The following is a 21,877-nucleotide window of genomic DNA, read 5'->3' on the forward strand; positions in this document are numbered from 1 at the left end:
CAGCCCCCGCGAACGAGGGCTGATGCACAGCAATTGGAGGCGGCGCCAATGCGCGAACTCGGTCTCGATGGACTGAGCGAGGATGGACGGTTCCTCGTCGCGCGCGACTCTGCCACGCAAGAGGCATTCCACATCCCAGTCGACCACCGCCTTTCTTCCCTGGTCGCGAAGTCTTCCCGCAGCGGTATCCCCGCAGGCCAGTTGGAGATCAAGATGGAAAGTTCGCTCAGTCCCCGTGACATCCAGACGCGCATACGCCGCGGCGAGACCGTCGAGTCGGTCGCCGAGTCCGCCGGCGTGCCCGTGGATCAGATCGACCGGTTCGCCGGTCCAGTCCTCGCGGAGCGTGAATACATGTGCGAGCAGGCCCGCAAGACCACGATCCGACGCAAGCATGTGGGCGGCACCGGTGTGCTGCTTGGCGTCCTGGTGAGCGAGAACATTGCAGCAGACGGAGGCGTGCCCGAGTCCGCGACGTGGGACTCCTGGCGACGCGAGGACGGCCGCTGGACCGTCACCGTGACCCCAGATGGCGATCATCCGGCCAGCTTCCTGTTCGACGTCAAGGGTCGCTACGTCGTTCCGGCTGACGAATTCGCTCACGGACTGGTCGGCGACGTTGCCCTCCCAGATTCCGCAGACATGGCGATCGCAGACGCCGTACGCACGACGTCGCGCAAGGCTCCGATCGAGACCGAGGACCTGGTCGACGAGATCATCGACGAGGTTGAGAGCGTCACCGAGTCCACCGACGACCTCACTGAGGTTCCGTCAGCTGTGTCGTCGATCAAGGAAGCTCGTGACCGTCGGGCTCTCGAGCAGCTCGCCCTCGATGCGGAGGAAGCCGAGCAGCCCCAAGTTGAGCAGGCTCAGCACGAAGACGACTTCGAAGACTCAATCGAGCACGATGTCGCCGTGCCCGACACGATGGGCCCCCGCAAGAAGCGCCACGAGCGCCGTCGCGTCCCCAGCTGGGACGAGATCATGTTCGGCGACAAGCAGGACTGACTCGGCTCGCTAAAACGGCAGGACGTCGGGTGACATCGCCGCGGCGTTGGCCGTGGCTGCTGTCATGCGGCGGCGATGGTGACGGCGGCACAGGACTTCATAGCCCACGACCTTCTCGACCACATCGCTGTCCGGCGTGAGGTCGTGCTCGACATCGCCGACGACGATGACCTCGCCTTCGATGACCATCACGCCGTCTTCCGTACGGGCGTTGTGGGTCGCACGCTCTCCGCACCAGCACAGCGCCTCGACCTGGAGCGTATGAACGCGGTCTGCGAGCTCGATCAACCGAGCTGAGCCTGAGAACAGTTGCGTACGGAAGTCAGTCAGGATCCCGAACGCAAACACATCGATCGAGAGCTCGTCGACGATCTTGGAGAGCTGGTCGATCTGATCGACGGTGTAGAACTGTGCCTCGTCGCACACGAAGTAGTCGATGCGGCCGCCCTGCGTCAGCTGATCGACCGTGTAGTGCCAAAAGTGGAACTCATCGCCGACTTCGATCGCCTCGACGGACAGACCGAGTCGACTCGACAGCGTCGACTTGCCGGCACGGTCGTGGGAGGTGAACACCAGACCGACTCGTCCGCGCGCCCTGTGGTTGTGGTCGACCTGCAGCGCGAGCGTGGACTTACCGCAGTCCATCGTGCCGGTGTAGAAGTTCAGATCAGCCACGGATCCATCCTGCCAGCGTCACTGTGCAACCAGCACGGGTATGCGCAGCTCAGGCTCGGTGATCGAGCCATGGAAACCGGTCATCTTCATCTCGATCACGAAGTCTGCCGTGGAAAACACTGCGAAGTCGCCGAGTGATGCCACCACGACATCGCCGATGCGGCCGCGGACCTCGGGAGCGATCGGACCGAACCAGTCCTCGATACCGTCCTGCGTACGCACGACCGCGCGATCGCCGAGCTTCTCAGCCCATCGTGCTGCGACGTCGTCCGCAGATCCGTTGCGCGTGTAGAGATGACGGAACCGGGCCTCGCCAGCCAACATCGTGACGTCGTTGAGCAACGCCGGGTGCTGGTTGACGTCGAAACGGTTCTCCATCGGGAGGTCGATCATTCCGTGGTCCGCCGTGACGATCAGAACGCAGTCGTTGGGGAGCTCGGCACGCAGGTCGGCAATCTCCTGGTCGACGGTCGTGAGCATCTCGCGCCACTTCTCCGAACCACACCCGTAGGCGTGACCCGTGTGGTCAAGCCGGGACTCGTACGCGTACGTCACCGAGCGTGGCGCCGCCTCGATGACCTCGACGATGACATCGAGTCGCTCCCACACCGAATTGACCCCATGGAACGGCACGCCACGTTGACTGCACAGCGTGAGGCCCGTGTCGACGAACTTCGCGTCGTTGACCGAGGATGCTTCAATGCCGTCGGCCTGAAGCAACTCAAGGACAGTCGGCCGTGGCTGCCAGACGACCGGATCGATTGGCAGATCCCACCGGAGGGCGTTGAGCCGCAGCCCCGTCTCTGGGTCTCGGGAGGTGTAGCCGACCATTCCGTGGCTGCCGGCTGAAACTCCGGTTCCCAGCGACGTCAAGCTGGTCGCCGTGGTCGACGGGACGCCGCACACGACGTCACTGACGCCCCCGAGCGAGGCCAGGAACGGGGCCTCAGCCGCGTGAGCCTCGAGCAGAGTCTGTCCGAGACCGTCGACCAAAAGGACGACGTAGCGCGGCGCCTCTGGCAGTTCGAGAGTGTTGGCGAATCCCCGGCTGCCCAGTGCTGCCGCGACGGACGGCATGACCTGGTCGATCGTGCGGCGACCAGCCAGTCCTGGCAGTGCCAGACCGGCCTGTGTCATCCGGTGTGCCCGGCTGGCGCTCCAGCGCTCGTCGCAGCGGACAACGTACGCGCGAAGTTCAGCAATCGCTCGACCGCCGCTCCGCCATCGGCGACGGCGCTGATGCGAAGCGAGAAGTCGTCGCCTGTGACGCTGCCGGTGTAGCCGTGATCGGCTTCGCACTCAGGATCTGAGCAGCGGGCCGGCTCGAGCTCGACTCGAGAGACAACGCCCCAGCCAATCGTCAGAACGGCTTCCTCAAGCTGCTTGGACGTCGAGGTCACCATGCGCGTGACGACGACGGATCGCACCTGCGACACCGACACCGCCTCGGACGTCGTCGACGTATAAGGCTTGGGCAGCAGGTCATCGCCGGGATGCTCGTCGGTGTGCACCAGGACCAAGCGTGTCGGCGTCAGCGCCAGCACGGTCATGTGGCGTCGGATCTCGTCACGATCGAACGTCGGCTCGTGGTGCAGCACGTACGCCATCACACTCTCGCCGGCGAGTGCGTCGCCGAGACCTTCGGCAACGATCTCCGGGTAGTAGCCGCTGCGGGAAACCTCGCTCGCGAGCTCGTCGGTGTGATCGATCGTCATTACGCCAGCGTATCTCCCGTGACTCCAGGCTGACTGAGCCGCCGGACATACCACTCACCACGCCGATCAGCGGAGGGCACAACCTTGGCGCGAGCACTCAGGGCAGTGAGCCCCTTGCCGTGCACAACCACGGGTTCGAGGTCGAGCTCGGCGATCTCGGGGAGGTCGTCCTTCATGGCGGCGAGACGCACGACGATGTCCTGCAGCGCGTCGACATCAACCGGCTCGGAGCCGCGATAGCCGTAGAGCAGCGGAGCAGACCGAAGGTTGCGAATCATGTTTTCGGCGTCGAGGTCGGTCAGCGGAGGGATGCCGTACGAACGATCGCCCAGCAGCTCACTCGGCGCTCCAGCGAGTCCGAACGAGACAAGCGGACCGAACAGCGGGTCCTCCGCGACGCTGAAGCTCACGTGGATACCGTCTGGAGCTGCCTTCTGAACGAAGAACTTGGTGTCCTTGCGGATGCCGGTCCAGTCCTTGATGTGGTCCCACGCAGCAGCCATGTCGTCGGCACTGTGGATGTCGCGCCACACGTGCGCGAGATCGGGCCGGGTGCGCAGGTGCTCACTGCCCGCCTTGAGGACGACGTCCCAGCCGAATGACTCCCCCGCTGCGATCGCTTCTTCCTTGGTGTGGACGTTGACCCAGGTCCAGAGGTCAATCCCGTAGCACGCGAGAAGCGCGTGGACCTGATCTGTCGAGAGCACGGCTCCTCGAGGCGCCGCCGCGAGCACCTGTCGTACGAGGGCTCGCGCGTCACCCGTGCGGTGGTCCAGCGCGATGTGGAACTCTCCGTGATCGCGAGCCACCCATTCGGCGTAGTTGACCACGCGGGCCAGCGCTCGTACGGCCGCTTCGGGCGCGGAGTACGAAGGCACGGAACCACGGCCTGCCGAACCGCCGAGGAGGTCAGGAACACGTAGGAGTACGGGTACACCCTGGCTGCCGAGGAAAGTCGAGACGATCGGCTTGTCCGACTGCTCACCCACTGCGGCCAGAACGTTGGCGACATCTTCGCCGGTGGTGTTGAGCGGAGGGATATAGATCGCGACCAGGGCATCGACGTTGTCATTGGCGAGCTCAGACTCGATCGCCGCCTCGAAGTCATCCGAGTTGGCGTCGGCGCCGAGTGAAACGGCCTCGACGACCTGGAGCCCCGATGCTGCTGCCGAGTCAGCGACGATCAAGGCAACAGCATCGGAGTTGCCGACGATCGAGATCCGGTTTCCGCGAGGCAGCGGTTGGTGAGCGAGGAGCTGGGCAACGTCGAACATCTCGTCAAGGCTGTCGACCTGGATGACTCCCGCCTGCCGGAACATCGCATCGACCGCAGCCTGCGGAGCCGCGCTGCGCTTGACGGCGTGGCCGGCGGGAACTCCCTGGGTGGACCGACCGGACTTCACGGCCACGATCGGCTTGGTCCGGGATACGCGCCGAGCGATGCGCGAGAACTTGCGCGGGTTACCGATCGACTCGAGGTAAAGCAGGATGACCTCGGTTGCGTCATCCTCCTGCCAGTACTGGAGAAGGTCGTTGCCCGAGACGTCTGCACGGTTGCCTGCGGAGACGAACGTCGACAGGCCGAGTCCACGCTCGGACACCGACTCGAGGATTGCCGTACCGAGGGCACCGGACTGACAGAAGAAGCCGACACGGCCCTGCGGAGGCATTCGCGGCGAAAGGGAGGCGTTGAGCTGCAGGTCAGGTGCCGTATTGATGATGCCCAGGCAGTTGGGGCCAACGAGACGCAGTCCGTAGCTCCGGCTGAGACCAAGCAGCTCGCGCTGGCGCTGGCGACCTTCGGGGCCCTCTTCGGCGAATCCGGCGGAGATCACGATCAGTCCGTGCACGCCCTTGGCCGCGCAGTCGAGTACGACGTCCTTCACCGAGTCGGCGGGGACAGCCACGATGGCGATGTCGACTTCGTCCGGAATGTCCTGAACGGTCTTGTATGCCGGCAGACCTGACACGGCTTCGGCCTGCGAGTTGACGGCATACACAGCGCCGCTGAAGTCTCCGAGCACCAGGTTGCGCACCATCGCCTGGCCGATCGAATCCGTACGACGGCTGGCGCCGATCACTGCGATGCTGCGTGCGCGGAAGATGCGCTCGATCGATGCGGCTTCAGCTCGCTGCTCGCGAGCTCGCATCACGCCCATCGCCGAGTCAGTCGGTTCGATCTGGAACGCAAAGCGCTGAACGCCCTCGTCGACCGATCCGTCGATCAAGTAGCCCATTTCGCGGAAGATCTGCTGCATCCGGGTGTTGGACGGGAGGACGTCGGCGGTGAAGCGTTGGATCCCGCGCTCGCGTCCGGCCTGAGCGAGATGCTCCAGGAGCAGCTGGCCGACTCCGCGGCCCTGGTGCGCATCCTCGACGAGGAACGCGACCTCTGCTTCGTCGCCGTCCGCGTCGTAGCGCCCGACGCCGATGATCTCGTTGTGCAGCGTCACGACGAAGGCGACGCGGCGGTCATGATCGACCGTCGTGAACCGAACGACGTCCTTTTCGGACAGCGTCGGGTAGGACGAGAAGAACCGGAAGTACTTGGACTGTTCGGAGACTCTGGAGTAGAACTCAACGAAACGCTCGGCGTCGCTCTGAAGAATGGGGCGAAGCTGGGCAACCCGACCGTCCTTCAGGAGGACATCGGCCTCCCAGTGGGCGACGGGGTGCACCTCAGTGGTCACGAAGACAACCTATCGGAGGCGCGCACGGCGTGGCGACGAGTCCACGTACGTCCCCACGAGGGAAAATGACGGTTCAGAACCGTGACACAGAAGAGGATGCATGGCCCGGAGCAGCAAGCAGGCGCCTGAAGAGGACTTCGAAGAACACATCGTCGACACCGATGTCGGTGACGAGATGCGCTCGAGTTTCCTCGAGTACGCCTACTCGGTCATCTACTCGCGCGCCCTGCCTGACGCGCGCGACGGCCTCAAGCCAGTTCAGCGCCGCATTCTCTACACGATGGACGACCTCGGTCTGCGGTCCGATCGCGGGCACGTCAAAAGCGCCCGCGTCGTGGGTGAGGTCATGGGTCGCTTGCACCCACACGGCGATGGCGCGATCTACGACGCCCTCGTACGACTGATCCAGCACTGGTCGCTGCGCCTGCCTCTCGCAGATGGCCACGGCAACTTCGGCTCGCCCGACGACCCCCCGGCCGCGATGCGTTACACCGAGGTCCGCATGCACGCGGCAGCCGAGGCTATGACGGCGTCGATCAACGAGAACACGGTTGATTTCAAGCCCAACTACGACGGCCGGGAGACCGAACCTTCAGTTCTCCCCGCTGCGCTGCCGAATCTGCTGGTCAATGGTGCGGCCGGCATCGCCGTGGGTATGGCGACCAATATCGCCCCCCACAACCTCATCGAGGTTGTGCAGGCTCTGCGTCACCTCATCAAGCACCCCGACGCCTCGCTCGACGACATCATGAAGTTCATCCCCGGGCCTGACCTGCCCACGGGCGGCAAGATCGTCGGCCTCGAAGGCGTACGGGATGCGTACGCGACCGGCAACGGCTCGTTCCGTATGCGTGCGACCGCCCGCATCGACTCTGTGACGGCTCGCCGCAAGGGCATCGTTGTCACCGAGCTGCCCTACAACGTCGGCCCCGAGAAGGTCATCGAGGCGATCAAGAAGCTCGTCCAGGCCAAGAAGCTCCAAGGCATCTCCGACATCAAGAACCTCACGGACCGCCACAAGGGTCTCCACCTGGTGATCGAAGTGAAGAACGGCTTTATCCCTGAGACGATCCTCGAGCAGCTCTACCGCTCAACTCCGATGGAGACCTCCTTCGGCATCAACGCCGTGGCGTTGGTCGATGGACAGCCGCGCACGCTCGGTCTCAAGGAGATGCTTGAGGTCTACCTCGAGCACCGCCTCGTGGTCGTACGCCGACGCACCGAGTTCCGCCGAGCCAAGGCCGCCGACCGTCTGCACCTGCTCCAAGGCCTCCTGATCGCGCTGGTCGACATCGATGAGGTGATTCAGCTCATCCGCTCGAGCGACACCAGGGCCGATGCACGCGAGCGACTCATCTCTGTCTTCGACCTCACTGAAATCCAGGCCGACTACATTCTCGACCGCACCCTCGGCAGCCTGACGCGGCTGTCCTCGATCGAGATCGAGCGTGAGGCCGAGGAGTTGCGCAAGATCATCGAGGAGCTTGACGCGATCCTCGGAGACGCGCAGCTGCTCCGCAAGGTTGTGGGCGATGAGCTCAACGACATGGCGCAGCAGTTCGGCACACCTCGCCGCACCGTCCTTCTCGAGTCTTCCGGCCAGACCGCGACGGCCGCTGCTCCGCTGGAGGTCGCGGACGACCCGTGCTGGGCGCTCCTGTCGGCCACCGGACTGATGGCACGTACCTCGGACGACAACCCACTCGGCGACGTCGACCGGAGGGTCAAGCACGACACGATCATCTCGGCCGTACGTACGACCGCCCGTGGCGAGATCGGCATCGTCTCCTCGTCGGGCCAGGTGCGACGCCTCAACGTTCTCGACCTGCCAGCGCTCCCACCGACGGCCCAGTCGCCCAATCTCCAGGGCGGCGTACCGCTGCGGGAGATCGCCGATCTTGATGGCACACCGTTGGCGCTGATGACGCTCGACGACAACAACCCCGGTATCGCGCTGGGTACGCGGGACGGCACGGTCAAGCGCGTGAAGCCCGATCACCTCAGTCGCGACCAGTGGGAGCTCATCTCCCTCGCCGATGGCGATGTCGTCGTTGGAGCGGTCGCACTGGCTACCGGCAACGAAGAGCTCGCCTTCGTGACATCAGACGCTCAACTGCTGCATTTCCCCGCATCGCTCGTACGCCCGCAGGGACGCTCCGGCGGCGGTGTGGCTGGCATCAAGCTGTCCCCCGGTGCTCGAGCCGTCTCCTTCGGCGCGATTGCCGACATCGAGTCCGCATACGTCGTCACCGTCGCTGGTTCAGGCGAGGCACTTCCCGGCACGCAGAACGGTGCCGTCAAGGTCAGCCCGCTATCGATCTATCCCGCCAAGGGACGTGCGACAGGTGGCGTACGGTGCCACCGCCTACTCAAGGGCGAGGACACGCTCCTGCTCGCCTGGGTCGGCGACGGTGTCCCGCTGGCGTGCGCGACAAGTGGTTCACCTGTCGATCTGCCCGAACCGGCCGATCGTCGAGATGGTTCAGGTGTCCCTGCCGCGCAGCCAATCCTCGCGGTTTCGTCCTCGGCAGCAGCACTTCCAGGGGTCTTCGGAGTCGATGTCGAGCGACACACCCCCGTGCAAGACTGACTCTGTGCGTACCAAACCCCTCCTCGCCGTCGTACTCGTTGCTGCCGTCATCGGTCTGAGTGGTTGCTCGGGCGACAAGAAGGACTCTCCAGCAGACACGTCCAAGCTGCAGGCACGCCTCGCGACCGCCAAGGCGACGCTCGACGGCGCTGAAACGATCACCATCTCGCTGGCGACGGAGAAGATCCCGTCGGGTGTGAGCGGGTTGCTGTCGGCCAAGGGTCAGGGCAACCACTCGCCGGCGTTCAAGGGCAAGGTCACCGTGGTCACGGGCGGCACCAGCCTCGGCGCCGACGTCATCGCGGTCGACGGCGATGTTCTCGCCAAGACGAGTTTCGCTCCGGTCTATCTGTCGATTGATCCTGCGACGCTGAAGGCGCCTGACCCGGCGGCCCTGTTCGACAGGACCAACGGCATCACCCAGATCCTGGTCAAGACGACCAAGCTCTCAGACGGCGGCAAGTCGCGCGACGGCGAAGATGTCCTCACCACGATCAAGGGCACTCTGCCCGGCAGCGTGGTCAAGACGATCATTCCGTCGGCTGACACCAGTGCGGCGTTCAAGGTGACCTACCGACTCGATGACAATGACGTACTGCGCGATGCCACGCTGAGCGGCCCGTTCTATGGCAATGCTGGAAATGTCACCTACACGGTCAAGCTCACGACGTCCGACACACCAGTGACGATCGAAGCCCCGTCCCGCCCCGGCGGCGCGTGACCACGGGCGAAGGGACCCGTCCGGCATCTCGGGTCCTGCTCGGCCTTGCGGCCGTCGCCATTGCGTTCGCCGCTGCCGACACGTACGTCGTGGTGCTCGCCCTGCCCGACATGATGAGCAGCACGGGCCTTGAGCTCGATGAGCTCCAGCGGGCGGCACCGATTGTTTCGGGATTCCTGCTCGGCTATGTTGCCGTTCTTCCGCTGATCGGGCGCATTTCTGACCTGCGCGGTCGGGTGCCGGTGCTGCTGGGATCGCTCGCCGTCTTCGCAGTCGGTTCGCTCATCACCGCAGCGGCGTACAACCTCGAGACGATCGTCACCGGCCGCTTGATACAGGGCATCGGCGGTGGCGGGCTCATCCCTCCGACGCTGGCGCTCGTTGCAGATATGTGGCCGCCCAAGCGCCGCGGACTTCCCCTTGGCATCGTCGGTGCCGTCCAGGAGCTCGGCAGCGTCGTAGGGCCGCTCTACGGTGCGGTCGTGCTGGCGTTCGGGGACTGGCGCGACATCTTCTGGCTCAACTGCGCGATTGGTCTCGTCCTGGCAGCGGCCATGCTGCGCCACCGCGATCCGGTTGGACCCGGAGCCGTACGCGTCGCTGGCCGCGACTACCTGGGGATGGCACTCGCGGCTCTGACGTTGGCGGGCCTGACCCTCGTCATGCTCGAGCCCCTCCGGCTCACACAGGGAGTCACCGTCGGTCGCGCGTTCTTGCCCGTCACGGGCGACTCTCGCTGGCTCACTCCCCTGGCCCTGACGACCGGGGGTCTGTTCCTGCTGTTCCTGCTGAGGCAGGTGACAGCCAGGTATCCGCTCATTGGATGGCGCGGCTGGGGCGCTCTCGCGCGTGAGACCGACATCTGGGGCGCTCTGCTTCTCACGGTCGGGCTCGGCGCCGTCATTCTCACGTTTGCTTCCGCGGAGCCCGAGAAGGCTGCAATCTCGTCCCAGGCACCGTGGCTCCTGCCGCTCGCGGCCGCCGCGTTCATCGGCTTCTTCCTCCGCCAGCAGCGGGCCGAGCGTCCGCTCATTCCGCGTGGGGCGCTGAGTTCACGGCCCGCGTGGGGCGCTCTCGCCGTGTCTTTCTTCATCGGCGCGGCTCTCATCGCCGCTTTGGTCGACATCCCCTTCTTTGCCCGCCTGACGGTCTATCGCGACTCGCAGCTTGATGCCGCGCTGGTGCTCGTACGTTTCCTAATCGCCCTCCCCATCGGCGCAGTGCTCGGCGGGTGGTTACTTCGCCGTGTGCCGGCCTGGGTGCTCACTCCTATCGCGATGGTCCTCAGCGCGGTGGCGTTCCTGCACATGGCGACCTGGGACGCGACATCGCTCAACCACGAGACGGAGACGCTCTCACTCGTACTCGGCGGGCTCGGATTCGGCCTGGCGATCGCACCCGTCAACGCTGCGTTGCTCGCGCACACCGCCGACGCGGTGCACGGCGTCACTTCCGCGTTGCTGATCGTGGCGCGCATGGTCGGAATGCTGTTGGGCATCTCAGCGCTCACCACGATCGGCTTGCGTGCGTTTTACGCCGCGTCCGACAAGATCGCCCCGGCAGAAGAGCTCTGCGACGGTGTGGCAGCAGCCTGCAAGGCGTACAAGGATGCCGTTCGCGATGCCGGAATCACCCAGCTTCACACGGTCTTCGTGGGCGCAGCCGTGTGCGCGCTCATCGCCGCGGTGCTGGCTCTCGTTCTCCTGCGCGACACCAATGACCGAACGGTCGACGCTGACTGACTAGGATTTCGGCCATGCGCGACTTTGACGACCTGCTTGCCGCAAACCGTACGTTCGCCGAGTCCTTTGAGCTGTCCGGTTTCGATGGCATTGCCCACGCCGGAGTCGCCATGGTGACCTGCATGGATTCGCGCATCGATCCGTTGCGCATGATCGGTCTGGCTCCTGGCGATGCGAAGATCCTCCGCAACCCTGGCGGCCGAGTCACCGACCAGGCCTTGGTTGCTCTCGTACTCGGCGTCAATCTGCTGAAGGTCAACCGTGTGCTCGTCATCGAGCACACCAGTTGCGCGATGGCGAAGTCGACCGAAGACGAGCTCAAGGACAAGCTCGGCCAAGCCGCCGGCGAAGACGCGTCGTGGATGACGCTGGGTGCGATCGTCGATCAGATGGCCACTATCCGCGCCGACGTTCAGCGCGTCCGCAGTCACCCGCTGATCAGCGAAGACGTCCTGGTCGGCGGGTTCCTGTACGACGTCGAAACTGGCTTGCTCCAGCCCGTCGACTAGGCGTCGATGCGGTCGGCGTCGATCTCGTAGGCCCCCTGCACGATGAACTCCTTGCGCGGCGGCACGTCGTTGCCCATCAGGAGCTCGAACACGGCCTCGGCCTCGATGCCGTCGTCGACGGTCAGGCGGCGTAGCGTGCGGTGGCGCGGGTCCATCGTGGTCTCCGCCAGCTGACCGGCGTCCATCTCACCGAGACCCTTGTAGCGCTGTACGGGGTCCTTCCACTTGACGCCCTTGCGCTGCAGTTCGGCGAGCTTGCGGACGAGCTCAGGATCGGAGTACGTGTAGACGTACTTCTCCTGGCCCTTCTTGGGATTGACCAACTCGATGCGGTGCAACGGCGGAACGGCGGTGTAGACGCGCCCGGCGTCGACCAGCTCGCGCATGTAGCGGAAGAACAGCGTGGCCAGCAGGCAACGAATGTGTGCGCCATCGGAGTCGGCGTCGGCCATGAAGATGATGCGGCCGTAGCGCGCAGCATCGAGGTCGAACGTGCGTCCACTGCCGGCACCCACAACCTGGATGATCGACGAGCACTCGACGTTCTTGAGCATGTCGCCGATGCTGGCCTTCTGGACGTTGAGGATCTTGCCGCGGATCGGCAACAGCGCCTGGAACTCTGAGTCGCGCGCAGACTTCGCGGTGCCGAGTGCGGAGTCACCCTCGACGATGAACAGTTCGGAACGCTCGACATCGTTGCTGCGACAGTCTGCGAGCTTCGCCGGCAACGCGCTCGACTCGAGAGCATTCTTTCGACGCTGGGTGTCGCGCTGCTGACGTGCCGCCAGACGCGTCCTCGACGCATCGACGACCTTCTGCATGACGAGTCGTGACTTGGCCTTCTCAGCCGTCTTGTTGGACGTCAGGAATCGCTTGAGCTCACGGGACACGACCTGGTTGACGATCTTGGTGACCGCCGGAGTGCCGAGCACTTCCTTGGTCTGGCCTTCGAACTGTGGCTCGGCAAGACGTACGGTCACGACCGCCGTCATGCCTTCGAGGAGGTCGTCCTTGATGATGTCTGGATCGCCGGCTTTGAGCAGGCGCGTGGTCTTGAGCACCTCGTTGAACGTCTTGGTCATACCGCGCTCAAAGCCATTGAGGTGAGTGCCACCCTTGGGCGTCGCAATGATGTTGACGAACGACTGAATCTCGGTGTCGTAGGCATTGCCCCAGCGGACGGCGATGTCGACACCCAGCGTGCGCTCGATGTCCTGCGGCGTCATGTGCCCCTTGTCATCGAGCAGCGGCACTGTCTCGGTGAAGACGTCCTCGCCCTGCAAACGCAGCACATCAGTCACCGCTTCGTCGGGTGCGAGGAACTCACAGAACTCGGCGATTCCGCCGTCGTGGCGGAACTTCTCCTCGTGTGGCTCGTCGCCTCGGGTGTCGGTGATGACGATCTCGAGCCCCGGCACGAGGAACGATGTCTGGCGGGCACGAGCGACGAGCTCTTCGTACGCGAACTTGGCGCCCTTGATGAAGATCTGCGGGTCAGCCCAGTAGCGGACCCGGGTGCCGGTCTTGGTCTTGGCGACCTTGCCGATCTTGCGGAGTTCGTTGGTCGGAGTGAAGTCCGAGTCGGGAGAGTCACCAGCAAACACGCCAGGCTCGCCGCGCCGGAACGACATGGCCCAGGTCGCGCCGCCCTTGTCGACCTCGACGTCGAGACGCGACGACAACGCGTTGACGACGGATGCGCCGACACCATGCAGACCGCCTGTGGCGACGTAGGAACCGCCGCCGAACTTGCCGCCTGCGTGAAGCTTTGTGTAGACGACCTCGACTCCGGTGAGCCCGGTCTTCTTCTCGATGTCGACTGGTACGCCACGACCGTCGTCCTGCACTTCGACCGAGCCGTCATCGTTGAGAGCGACCCTGATGTGCGAACCGAATCCCGAGAGCGCCTCGTCAACTGAGTTGTCGATGATTTCCCAGAGGCAGTGCATGAGCCCGCGGGTGTCGGTCGAGCCGACATACATGCCGGGGCGCTTGCGGACGGCCTCCAAACCCTCGAGGACGAGGAGATTTCGGGCGTCGTACGTGCTGTCGATGATCAGGTGCCTTTCGGGTTCGTGGCCTTCTCCAAGACTAACGATCGCGACCATGCGACACGCCCGTGACACGCTGCCAACAGCGCGCCTACGTCCGTTTGGACCCGCCAAGGAGTATGTATGGCATAGGTCACCAACGGCCACGAGGAATACCGCCTCATGGTTGGATGTTGACAAGACCAGAAGACCCAAGGCTCAGAGAGAAGGTCACCGTGAACACACTGACAGCCCCCATGCTGAGCTCGCTTGACCGCTGCGACCGTTGTGGTGCTCAGGCCTACGTACGCGTGACCTTGGGCGGCGGTGGTGAGCTGATGTTCTGTGCCCACCACGCGCGCCAGCACGAGGAAAAGCTTCGTGAGATGTCAGCCGAGATCCACGACGAAAGCGAGCGGCTCGCGCCCTCACCCGTACTGGTCGACGAGATCTGATCTCAACTACCCAGACATGAGAAGAGCCCGCCAGGCAACTGGCGGGCTCTTCGCTTTCGCCAGGTTGTTGCCTGGCGGAGGCTGATCAGTCGAGGTAGTCGCGCAGGACCTGTGAACGAGACGGGTGACGCAGCTTGCTCATCGTCTTGGACTCGATCTGACGGATGCGCTCGCGCGTCACGCCGTAGACCTTGCCGATCTCGTCGAGCGTCTTGGGCTGACCGTCGGTCAGGCCGAAGCGCATCGAGACAACGCCGGACTCGCGCTCCGAAAGCGTGTCGAGAACTGCGTGCAGCTGCTCCTGCAGAAGCGTGAACGACACGGCGTCAGCCGGGACGATCGCTTCGGAGTCTTCGATCAGGTCGCCGAACTCCGAGTCGCCGTCCTCGCCGAGAGGCGTGTGGAGGCTGATCGGCTCGCGACCGTACTTCTGGACCTCAACGACCTTCTCGGGCGTCATGTCCAGCTCGATGGCCAGCTCTTCAGGAGTGGGCTCGCGGCCGAGGTCCTGCAGCATCTGGCGCTGGACACGCGCGAGCTTGTTGATGACTTCGACCATGTGAACCGGGATACGGATCGTACGAGCCTGGTCGGCCATGGCGCGGGTAATCGCCTGGCGAATCCACCATGTCGCGTAGGTCGAGAACTTGAAGCCCTTGGTGTAGTCGAACTTCTCGACTGCACGGATGAGGCCGAGGTTGCCTTCCTGGATCAGGTCCAGGAACAGCATGCCGCGGCCGGTGTAGCGCTTGGCCAGCGAGACGACGAGACGAAGGTTGGCTTCGAGGAGGTGGTTCTTGGCGCGACGACCGTCGACCGTGATCCACTCAAGCTCTTCGAGCATCTTGGCCGAGATGCGGCCACCCTTGGCGAGCTTCTCTTCGGCGAACAGGCCGGCTTCGATGCGCTTGGCAAGCTCGACCTCTTGGCCGGCGGTCAGCAGCGAGACCTTGCCGATCTGCTTGAGGTAGTCCTTGACCGGGTCGGCCGTGGCGCCGGCGACCATGACCTGCTGGACAGGCTCGTCGGACTCATCGGCAGCCGAGATCGTGTAGGACGACTTCTCGTCCTCCTTCAGCGTCGGGTCCGTTGCCAGATCCTTCTCGAACTCCTCGTCCGGAATGTCAGGCAGGACCTTCTTGCCGTCCGCGTCGACGACCAGGGCGTCGGTCAGATCAACAGCAGCGGGGATGTGCGACTCATCGGTCGCGTCAGCCTCGGCCTTCTTGGCGGGTGCAGCCTTCTTGGCCGCTGCCTTCTTGGCAGGTGCGGCGGCCTTCTTGGCTGCGGGCGCTGCCTTCTTGGCGGGAGCGGTGGTCTTTTTGGCAGTGCTGGATGCGGTCTTCGTCACGGTCGTTTCTGTTTTCGCAGTGGTCTTGGGCGTGGACTGGGGTGCTGCCTTCTTGGCTGGTGCCTTCTTTGCAGCGGGTGCGGCCTTGGTGGCCGCTGTCTTCTTGGCTGGAGCCGCCTTTGCAGGCGCCTTCTTGGCTGGAGTTGCCTTCTTGGCAGCAGGCTTTGCAGGTGCAGACGTGGCGGCCGGCGTGGCCGGCTTCGCGGGTGTTGCCGTCTTCGTATCGGGTTGTTCCTTGGTGCCGCCGCTCAGGCGTTTGGTGACCGCTCTGAGGCGGGACCCAGCTGCGGGATTCACCGGCACGTCAGCCTCACAAATCGGTAGAAGGGCGCAACAATGAGGCCTGTGGTCAACCTCTTGCTCAAGTGTGACACGTACGACCAAGGGTTCGCGACTCAGGGCAACTCTCAGCCGCGTGTCGCCCAGCTGTGCACCGGTTCGCCCGCGTGCATCAGTTCTTCGTAGGCCCGCGTTGTCGCCCGCATCGCCGCCGTACGATCGGCCGCGCTGCGCTTCTGGTGCTCAAATTCCTGGATCAACCAGGTGGAGCCATTTCGCCCCGTCGTGCACCTGCTCTCGATGATCCCCAGCAGGCGATCGCGTACGGACTGGTCGACGCCGAGTAGTTCCAAGCCGGCATGTGCCTGGGGCAGCAGGTGGCGCAATACGAGGTCACGCGCCGGGACCTGGCCGACCAGGGGCCAATAGAGCTCTGTCTCGATCCCGAATCGAGCCGCTTCGTGGAAGTTGTCCTCCGCTGTCTTGAAGGACAGTTGGGACCACACGGGGCGCTCACTGGTCCCGAGCATCTTGACCAGGCCGTAGAACAGGGCTGCGTTGGCCATGGTGTCAACGACCGTCGGTCCTGCCGGCAGGAGACGGTTCTCGATGCGAAGATGCGGGCGGCCGTCGGCGATGTCATAGATCGGCCGGTTCCAGCGATAGATCGTGCCGTTGTGGAGACGGAGCTCAGACAAGCTCGGGATTCGGCCGGCTTCCAGCTCTTCGACCGGATCCTCGTCGTCAACGATCGGCAGTAGGGCCGGGAAGTAGCGGACGTTCTCCTCGAACAAGTCGAATACCGAAGTGATCCAGCGTTCGCCGAAGAACACTCGCGGTCGTACGCCTTGCGCCTTCAGTTCTTCGCTACGCGTGTCGGTCGCCTGCTCGAACAGCGCGATGCGGGTCTCGTGCCAGAGCTGCTGACCCAGCAGGAATGGGGAGTTGGCCCCGATTGCCACCTGTGTGCCGGAGATGGCTTGCGCAGCGTTCCACATCGGCGCGAAGTCCTCGGGCTCAACCTGCAGGTGTAGCTGCGTGCTGGTGCATGCTGCCTCGGGGATGATCGTGTCCGCTGTTGTGCTCAACCGGTCGACACCCTCGATCACGATCTCGATGTCCTCACCCCGCGCGGCCAGGATCTGGTCAGACAGCAAGTGGTAGCGAGGGTTGGCCGACAGCGAGTCTCGGCTCAGGTGTCCGTCCTGGAGCGTCGGGAGAATACCGATCATCACCAGATGTGCACCGACCTCAGACGACTTCGCCTGCGCTGCGTTCAGATCATCACGAAGCGTCGACTCGAGTTCGTCCAGTCCACTGCCCTCGACCAAGGTCGGCGGGACGTTGATCTCGATGTTGAACAGTCCAAGCTCGGTCTGGAAGGCGTCATCGGCGATCGCCTCGAGCGTCTCGACATTCTTGAGCGCTGGGTCCGCGCCGTCGTCGACCAGGTTGAACTCGATCTCGATGCCGACGTGGGTGTGCTCGACGGAGAAGTCACGATCGCTAAGCATGCGCGCGAACACATCGAGACAGCGCCGGACCTTGGCGCGATAAAGCGTTCGGTCCTCGCGGCTGAACTCCCGTGCCTCGACGTCCTGTCCCATGCGTCCACACTAGGGGCGAGTGGAAGAGTCGGCTCAGAATTCGCCCCAGTGCACTGGGGACACTCCCCCTTCGAGCAACGCCAGAACGCCGCGCGCCATGCCATATGACGGGTCGGCCTCGAGGGCCCTCTCGACCGCAATCAGCGCTTGAGCGCCGTCACCCGACAACCACGCCGCGAACGCCGTCAGGCTGAGCACCGCCGGCTCGAACGGTGGCACGACCACGTTCGAGACTCGCGTCAGGATCGCCAACATCTCGGCCGCGTTGTCGCGAGAGATCAACGCCCAAAACGCGTCGCGTACGTGCTGGTCGGAAACCCACACCGCCAGTCGGACCGCATCCATGTCTGTCAGACGCTCGCCGTTCTCGACGATGCGACTGAGTTCGGGTGTCTGCCCGATCTCGGCCACGACCGCGTCTGTGATCTTCTGAATCTCGTGTCTGCGCTCCCCGTCCACCGGCGCGAAGCGAGCTGCCAGCGCCGCGCGGTCGGGAAGGATCTGTTGTCCGGCCGCGACAGCCTTGACGATCGAAAGATGGTGATCGGAGGTGTCGTACGCGATCCCCTCGTCAGGGAAGTCCGGCACGTCGACCCAGTAGTGCGATCCGTCTGCACGTACGGCGACGACCAGTTCAACGTCCTGCAGATACGAATCAATAGCGGCGAGCAACGTACGTGCGATCTCTTGCTCCTCCGTGACGGCGACCAGGATCGCGCCCTCTGCGCCCTGGCGGCGCAGGTGTCCTGCAACGAGCTCGGCCAGCTCCTCGGTGTGGTGAGCGGGCGGAATGTCGACGCGCAGGCGGAACCCGAACCGACGTCTCGGTCCCTGTGTTGCGACTGCGACCAGCGATTCGCTCGGCCGGAAGCCGAACAGCGTCGGCAGCGCGTTGAGGAGGTCAGGGATGTCGTGGGCGGTGAAGATCGTCGGCGCGTCAGTCATGCGGGCAACGCTCGTACGACGCCACCTACAGCTGCGCCCTCCGGAAGAACTCCTGTGGAGCGCGTCCAAGCCACGCCGGATCTGTGCACAGACCTGTCACCGCGGCACGACAGACTGTGTCCATGCGGTCCACGGCATCGATCATGCATCTCGATCTCGACGCCTTTTTCGCTTCCGTTGAGCAGCGAGACAAGCCATCGCTGCGCGGCAAACCGGTGATCGTCGGTGGCATTGGACCTCGCGGCGTCGTTGCCACGGCCTCGTACGAGGCGCGGGTGCATGGAGTTCGTTCCGCGATGCGCACGGCCGAGGCGCGCGCCAGGTGCCCGCACGCCGCGTTCCTCGGAGGGCGCTTCGATGCCTATCGGGAGGCGAGCCTCCTGGTCATGACCCGGCTGCGCGAGGCTTCGCCACTCGTCGAGCCGCTCTCACTCGACGAAGCATTCGTCGACTTGGCCGCGGGACCCGACTTCGACCCAGACGCTGTCGAGCAGGTCGTGGCTGACATCCGCCGCGACATTGCCGATCTCACCGGCGGGCTGACAGCCTCTGTCGGCGTCGCCTCGTCCAAGCTGATGGCCAAGATCGCCAGCGAGATCAACAAGCCGAACGGCGTGTTCATCGTCGCTCCAGGAACAGAGGCCGACGTACTCGGCCCCATGCAGGCGACAGCAATCCCGGGTGTCGGGCCTGCGACAGCCGAAAAGCTCCGGCGCATCGGCATTGCCACTGTTGAGGATCTGCGATCTCCCAGCGAGGACGAACTCGTACGCCTGCTCGGCCAATCGTCGGGCCGCTCACTCTTTCGACTGGCCCGTGCAGATGACGAGCGAACCGTTGAGCCCGACCGTGAGACGAAGTCGGTGAGCGTCGAGGACACCTTCGAGCAGGACATCTCTGACCGCGCTCAGCTCGAGGTCATCGTCGACCGGATGGCTCGGTCGGTGTCCGGGAGGCTTCGCAAGAACGGACTGTCGGGCCGCACTGTCACGCTGAAGCTGCGCCACCACGACTTCGAGACCCACACACGGTCGTCGACCCTGGCCAATCCGACTGACAACGCCCGCATTCTTGGCGCGACCGCTCGAGCCCTGCTTGAAGCCGAAGACGTCACCAATGGACTCCGCCTTCTCGGCGTCGGCGTGAGCGGTCTCGCTGACTGGGTCCAGGAAGATCTGTTCGCCTCCGAAGACGACGACTTCGAGGAGGACGAAGCAGCTGAGGCGGCCAAAGCCGCGCGACCGACACGTTGGTATCCCGGCATGGACGTGCACCACGCTGAGCACGGCGACGGGTGGGTCTGGGGCTCCGGTTTGGGTCAGGTCACCGTACGGTTCGAGACGCGCCACACACCGCCCGGTCCGGTCCACACGTTCCAGTACGACGACCCCGCTCTCGGTGCGGGTCACACCGGTACGTTTGCGGCATGAGCGCGCCGATTCCCCAAGCCGAAATCCGATCCATCATCCGGAGTCACCACGGCGACGATTTCGTTGACGACTACGAGTGGCTGCGTGACAAGGAAGACCCGGCGACGCTGTCCTATCTCGAGGCCGAGAACGCCTACACTGACGAGTCGACGGCACACCTCGAACCGTTGCGTCAGCAGATCTTTGACGAGATCAAGGCCCGCACCCTTGAGACCGATCTGTCGGTGCCCGTTCGACGCGGCAACTGGTGGTACTACGCGCGTACGGTCGAAGGGCAGCAGTACTCAATCCGTTGTCGATGCCCCATCGACGACGTCGAAGACTGGAACCCACCGTCGCTCGACGCCGAGACGGCGATTGCCGGTGAGCAGGTGCTGCTCGACTCGAACGTCGAGGCAGACGGCCACGAATTCTTCTCACTCGGCGCGTTCAGCGTGACCGACGATGGCAACCTCCTCGCCTGGTCCGTCGACGTTCAGGGCGACGAGCGCTACACGATCAAGGTGAAGGATCTCCGCACCGGCGAGGTGCTCCCCGACGAGATCACGGCGACCAGTGGCGGCGCCACCTGGTCCATCGGCGCGACACACCTCTTCTATACGACGGTCGATGAGGCGTGGCGACCCCACAAGGTGTGGCGCCACACGCTCGGCACGACCGGCGATGATGTGCTGGTCTTCGAAGAGCCCGACGAACGCTTCTTCGTTGGCGTCGGCCGTACGCAGTCCGACAAGTACCTGGTCATCGGCCTGTCGTCCAAGATCACCAGTGAAGTTCGCGTGCTCGAAGCCGACGATCCCGAGGGCGAGTTCAGGGTGGTGCTCCCCCGCCGCGATGGAATCGAGTACTCCCTCGAGCACGCGGTGATCTCCGGCGAAGACGTCTTCCTTGTCTTGCACAACGAAGACGCGATCAACTTCGAGCTGGTCTCCGTTCCGGCGAACGACCCGACTACTCGAACGGTGCTCATCCCAGGAGGCGATGACGTACGACTCGAGGACGTCGACGTGTTTGAAGGACAACTCGTCCTCTCCTACCGCCGCGATGCCCTTACGCGGATCGGCATCATGCTGATCGACGAGCGAATCCCCGACGGCATCGGCCCGCTGCAGGAGATTCTGTTCGACGAAGAGTTGTTTACGTGCGGAGTGGGCGCCAACGCCGAATGGGTGCAGCCGCTGATCCGCGTCGGTGTCGGATCATTCATCACCCCCGCATCCGTCTACGACTACGTCGTCGCGACCGGCGAGCTGATTCTGCGCAAGCAGGCGCCCGTACTCGGCGGCTACGACCCGGCCGACTACGAGCAGCACCGCAGCTGGGCCATCGCGGACGACGGCGTACGTGTGCCCGTCTCCGTCGTGTGCCGCAAGGACACGCCTCGCGACGGCACTGCGCCGGCGCTCATCTACGGCTATGGCTCCTACGAAGCCAGCATGGATCCCGGTATGTCGATCGCCAGACTGTCCCTGCTGGATCGCGGATTCGTGTTCTCGATCGCCCATGTGCGAGGCGGCGGCGAGCTCGGCCGCCATTGGTACGACGACGGCAAGATGCTCCGCAAGCGCAATACGTTCACAGACTTCATCGCGAGCGCCCGCCACTTGGTCGATGAGGGATGGACGTCACCCGACCGGCTCATCGCCGAGGGCGGCAGCGCTGGCGGCCTGCTGATGGGCGCCATTGCCAACCTTGCGCCCGATGCGTTCGCCGGCATCGTGGCGAGCGTGCCGTTTGTCGACAACCTCACCACCATCCTCGATCCGAGCCTGCCGCTGACGGTCATCGAATGGGACGAGTGGGGCAACCCGCTCGAAGATCCCGAGGTCTACGCCTACATGAAGTCGTATGCGCCCTACGAGAACGTCGGCGAGCACCCCTACCCCGCAATCCTCGCGGTGACGAGCCTGCACGACACCCGGGTGCTCTACGTCGAGCCGGCCAAGTGGGTGGCACGCCTGCGGGCCACCGCGACCGGCGATGCGCCGATTCTGCTCAAGACGGAGATGCACGCAGGTCACGGCGGTGTCAGCGGTCGCTACGCCTCCTGGAAAGAGCGTGCGTGGGAGCTCGCCTGGATCATCGAAACCGCAGGGGCCAACAAACGTAAGTAAGAACCACCTGAGAGCG

16 protein-coding genes are annotated in these 21,877 nt (G+C 64.4%); 8 read left to right on the forward strand and 8 right to left on the reverse strand.

The features are described 5' to 3' along the window. The first annotated feature begins 48 nt into the window (after window positions 1-48). Window positions 49-1,008, forward strand: coding sequence for a septation protein SepH (sepH, locus tag J2X11_RS09695; protein WP_309970064.1), 960 nt, complete (start codon window positions 49-51; stop codon window positions 1,006-1,008). A gap of 9 nt (window positions 1,009-1,017) precedes the next feature. Here the strand turns inward: sepH and J2X11_RS09700 are convergent, their stop codons facing one another. From J2X11_RS09700 to J2X11_RS09715, 4 genes are read right to left on the reverse strand one after another with little or no spacing between them, the layout of a single operon-like run. After that, window positions 1,018-1,683 carry a thymidine kinase gene (locus tag J2X11_RS09700; protein ID WP_309970066.1) on the reverse strand — a complete coding sequence of 222 codons (666 nt, stop codon included), beginning with the start codon at window positions 1,681-1,683 and terminating at the stop codon, window positions 1,018-1,020. 18 nt (window positions 1,684-1,701) lie between these two features. After that, on the reverse strand, window positions 1,702-2,820 hold the full coding sequence (locus J2X11_RS09705) for an alkaline phosphatase family protein (protein WP_309970067.1): 1,119 nt from the start codon (window positions 2,818-2,820) through the stop codon (window positions 1,702-1,704). Continuing rightward, entirely contained in the window at window positions 2,817-3,398 is a 582-nt protein-coding gene (locus J2X11_RS09710) for a DUF5998 family protein (RefSeq protein WP_309970070.1), read from the reverse strand. Before J2X11_RS09710 ends, J2X11_RS09705 begins: the two co-directional genes overlap by 4 nt. Continuing rightward, window positions 3,398-6,088, reverse strand: coding sequence for a bifunctional acetate--CoA ligase family protein/GNAT family N-acetyltransferase (locus J2X11_RS09715; RefSeq protein ID WP_309970073.1), 2,691 nt, complete (start codon window positions 6,086-6,088; stop codon window positions 3,398-3,400). The genes J2X11_RS09710 and J2X11_RS09715 overlap by 1 nt, the downstream gene beginning before the upstream one ends. 100 nt (window positions 6,089-6,188) lie before the next feature. Here J2X11_RS09715 and J2X11_RS09720 point away from each other — a divergent pair, with 100 nt between their 5' ends. The 4 genes from J2X11_RS09720 to J2X11_RS09735 are packed head-to-tail and all read left to right on the forward strand — an operon-like array spanning window position 6,189 to window position 11,650. Then, window positions 6,189-8,678, forward strand: coding sequence for a DNA gyrase/topoisomerase IV subunit A (locus J2X11_RS09720; RefSeq protein WP_309970075.1), 2,490 nt, complete (start codon window positions 6,189-6,191; stop codon window positions 8,676-8,678). Between the two features lie 4 nt (window positions 8,679-8,682). Continuing rightward, window positions 8,683-9,399: an LppX_LprAFG lipoprotein gene (locus J2X11_RS09725; protein WP_309970077.1), complete on the forward strand. Its 717-nt coding sequence runs from the start codon at window positions 8,683-8,685 to the stop codon at window positions 9,397-9,399. Then, entirely contained in the window at window positions 9,396-11,141 is a 1,746-nt protein-coding gene (locus J2X11_RS09730) for an MFS transporter (protein WP_309970079.1), read from the forward strand. The genes J2X11_RS09725 and J2X11_RS09730 overlap by 4 nt, the downstream gene beginning before the upstream one ends. Window positions 11,142-11,155: 14 nt before the next feature. After that, window positions 11,156-11,650: a beta-class carbonic anhydrase gene (locus tag J2X11_RS09735; RefSeq protein ID WP_309970081.1), complete on the forward strand. Its 495-nt coding sequence runs from the start codon at window positions 11,156-11,158 to the stop codon at window positions 11,648-11,650. Here the strand turns inward: J2X11_RS09735 and J2X11_RS09740 are convergent. Then, complete coding sequence (locus tag J2X11_RS09740) at window positions 11,647-13,758, reverse strand: DNA gyrase/topoisomerase IV subunit B (RefSeq protein WP_309970084.1); 2,112 nt, start codon at window positions 13,756-13,758, stop codon at window positions 11,647-11,649. The two genes, J2X11_RS09735 and J2X11_RS09740, sit on opposite strands and share 4 nt — an antisense overlap. Before the next feature lie 158 nt (window positions 13,759-13,916). On the opposite strand from J2X11_RS09740, the gene J2X11_RS09745 reads away from it, so the two are divergent. After that, complete coding sequence (locus J2X11_RS09745) at window positions 13,917-14,135, forward strand: DUF7455 domain-containing protein (RefSeq protein WP_396127853.1); 219 nt, start codon at window positions 13,917-13,919, stop codon at window positions 14,133-14,135. Window positions 14,136-14,220: 85 nt separating this feature from the next. On the opposite strand, the gene J2X11_RS09750 is transcribed toward J2X11_RS09745, so the two are convergent. The 3 genes from J2X11_RS09750 to J2X11_RS09760 form a co-directional block, all read right to left on the reverse strand. Beyond that, window positions 14,221-15,783 (reverse strand): RNA polymerase sigma factor, encoded by a 1,563-nt coding sequence (locus J2X11_RS09750; RefSeq protein ID WP_396127875.1) that lies wholly within the window; start codon window positions 15,781-15,783, stop codon window positions 14,221-14,223. A gap of 110 nt (window positions 15,784-15,893) precedes the next feature. Further along, window positions 15,894-17,372 (reverse strand): glutamate--cysteine ligase, encoded by a 1,479-nt coding sequence (locus J2X11_RS09755; RefSeq protein ID WP_309970089.1) that lies wholly within the window; start codon window positions 17,370-17,372, stop codon window positions 15,894-15,896. A gap of 33 nt (window positions 17,373-17,405) precedes the next feature. Continuing rightward, the gene (locus J2X11_RS09760) at window positions 17,406-18,317 is read right to left on the reverse strand and encodes a DUF4192 domain-containing protein (protein WP_309970092.1); all 912 of its coding nucleotides are present in this window, start codon (window positions 18,315-18,317) and stop codon (window positions 17,406-17,408) included. Between the two features lie 122 nt (window positions 18,318-18,439). On the opposite strand from J2X11_RS09760, the gene J2X11_RS09765 reads away from it, so the two are divergent. After that, complete coding sequence (locus tag J2X11_RS09765) at window positions 18,440-19,747, forward strand: DNA polymerase IV (RefSeq protein WP_309970095.1); 1,308 nt, start codon at window positions 18,440-18,442, stop codon at window positions 19,745-19,747. Continuing rightward, window positions 19,744-21,861, forward strand: coding sequence for a S9 family peptidase (locus tag J2X11_RS09770; protein WP_309970098.1), 2,118 nt, complete (start codon window positions 19,744-19,746; stop codon window positions 21,859-21,861). Before J2X11_RS09765 ends, J2X11_RS09770 begins: the two co-directional genes overlap by 4 nt. The last annotated feature ends 16 nt before the right edge of the window (window positions 21,862-21,877 follow it).

Source organism: Aeromicrobium panaciterrae (assembly GCF_031457275.1).
Taxonomy (GTDB): Bacteria; Actinomycetota; Actinomycetes; order Propionibacteriales; family Nocardioidaceae; genus Aeromicrobium; species Aeromicrobium panaciterrae_A.

Coding starts and splice junctions, on each gene's coding strand:
- J2X11_RS09740 (WP_309970084.1), bottom strand. CDS start 13,758: ATGGTCGCGATCGTTAGTCTTGGAGAAGGCCACGAACCCGAAAGGCAC.
- J2X11_RS09710 (WP_309970070.1), bottom strand. CDS start 3,398: ATGACGATCGATCACACCGACGAGCTCGCGAGCGAGGTTTCCCGCAGC.
- J2X11_RS09705 (WP_309970067.1), bottom strand. CDS start 2,820: ATGACACAGGCCGGTCTGGCACTGCCAGGACTGGCTGGTCGCCGCACG.
- J2X11_RS09720 (WP_309970075.1), top strand. CDS start 6,189: ATGGCCCGGAGCAGCAAGCAGGCGCCTGAAGAGGACTTCGAAGAACAC.
- J2X11_RS09770 (WP_309970098.1), top strand. CDS start 19,744: ATGAGCGCGCCGATTCCCCAAGCCGAAATCCGATCCATCATCCGGAGT.
- sepH (WP_309970064.1), top strand. CDS start 49: ATGCGCGAACTCGGTCTCGATGGACTGAGCGAGGATGGACGGTTCCTC.
- J2X11_RS09735 (WP_309970081.1), top strand. CDS start 11,156: ATGCGCGACTTTGACGACCTGCTTGCCGCAAACCGTACGTTCGCCGAG.
- J2X11_RS09755 (WP_309970089.1), bottom strand. CDS start 17,372: ATGGGACAGGACGTCGAGGCACGGGAGTTCAGCCGCGAGGACCGAACG.
- J2X11_RS09760 (WP_309970092.1), bottom strand. CDS start 18,317: ATGACTGACGCGCCGACGATCTTCACCGCCCACGACATCCCTGACCTC.
- J2X11_RS09765 (WP_309970095.1), top strand. CDS start 18,440: ATGCGGTCCACGGCATCGATCATGCATCTCGATCTCGACGCCTTTTTC.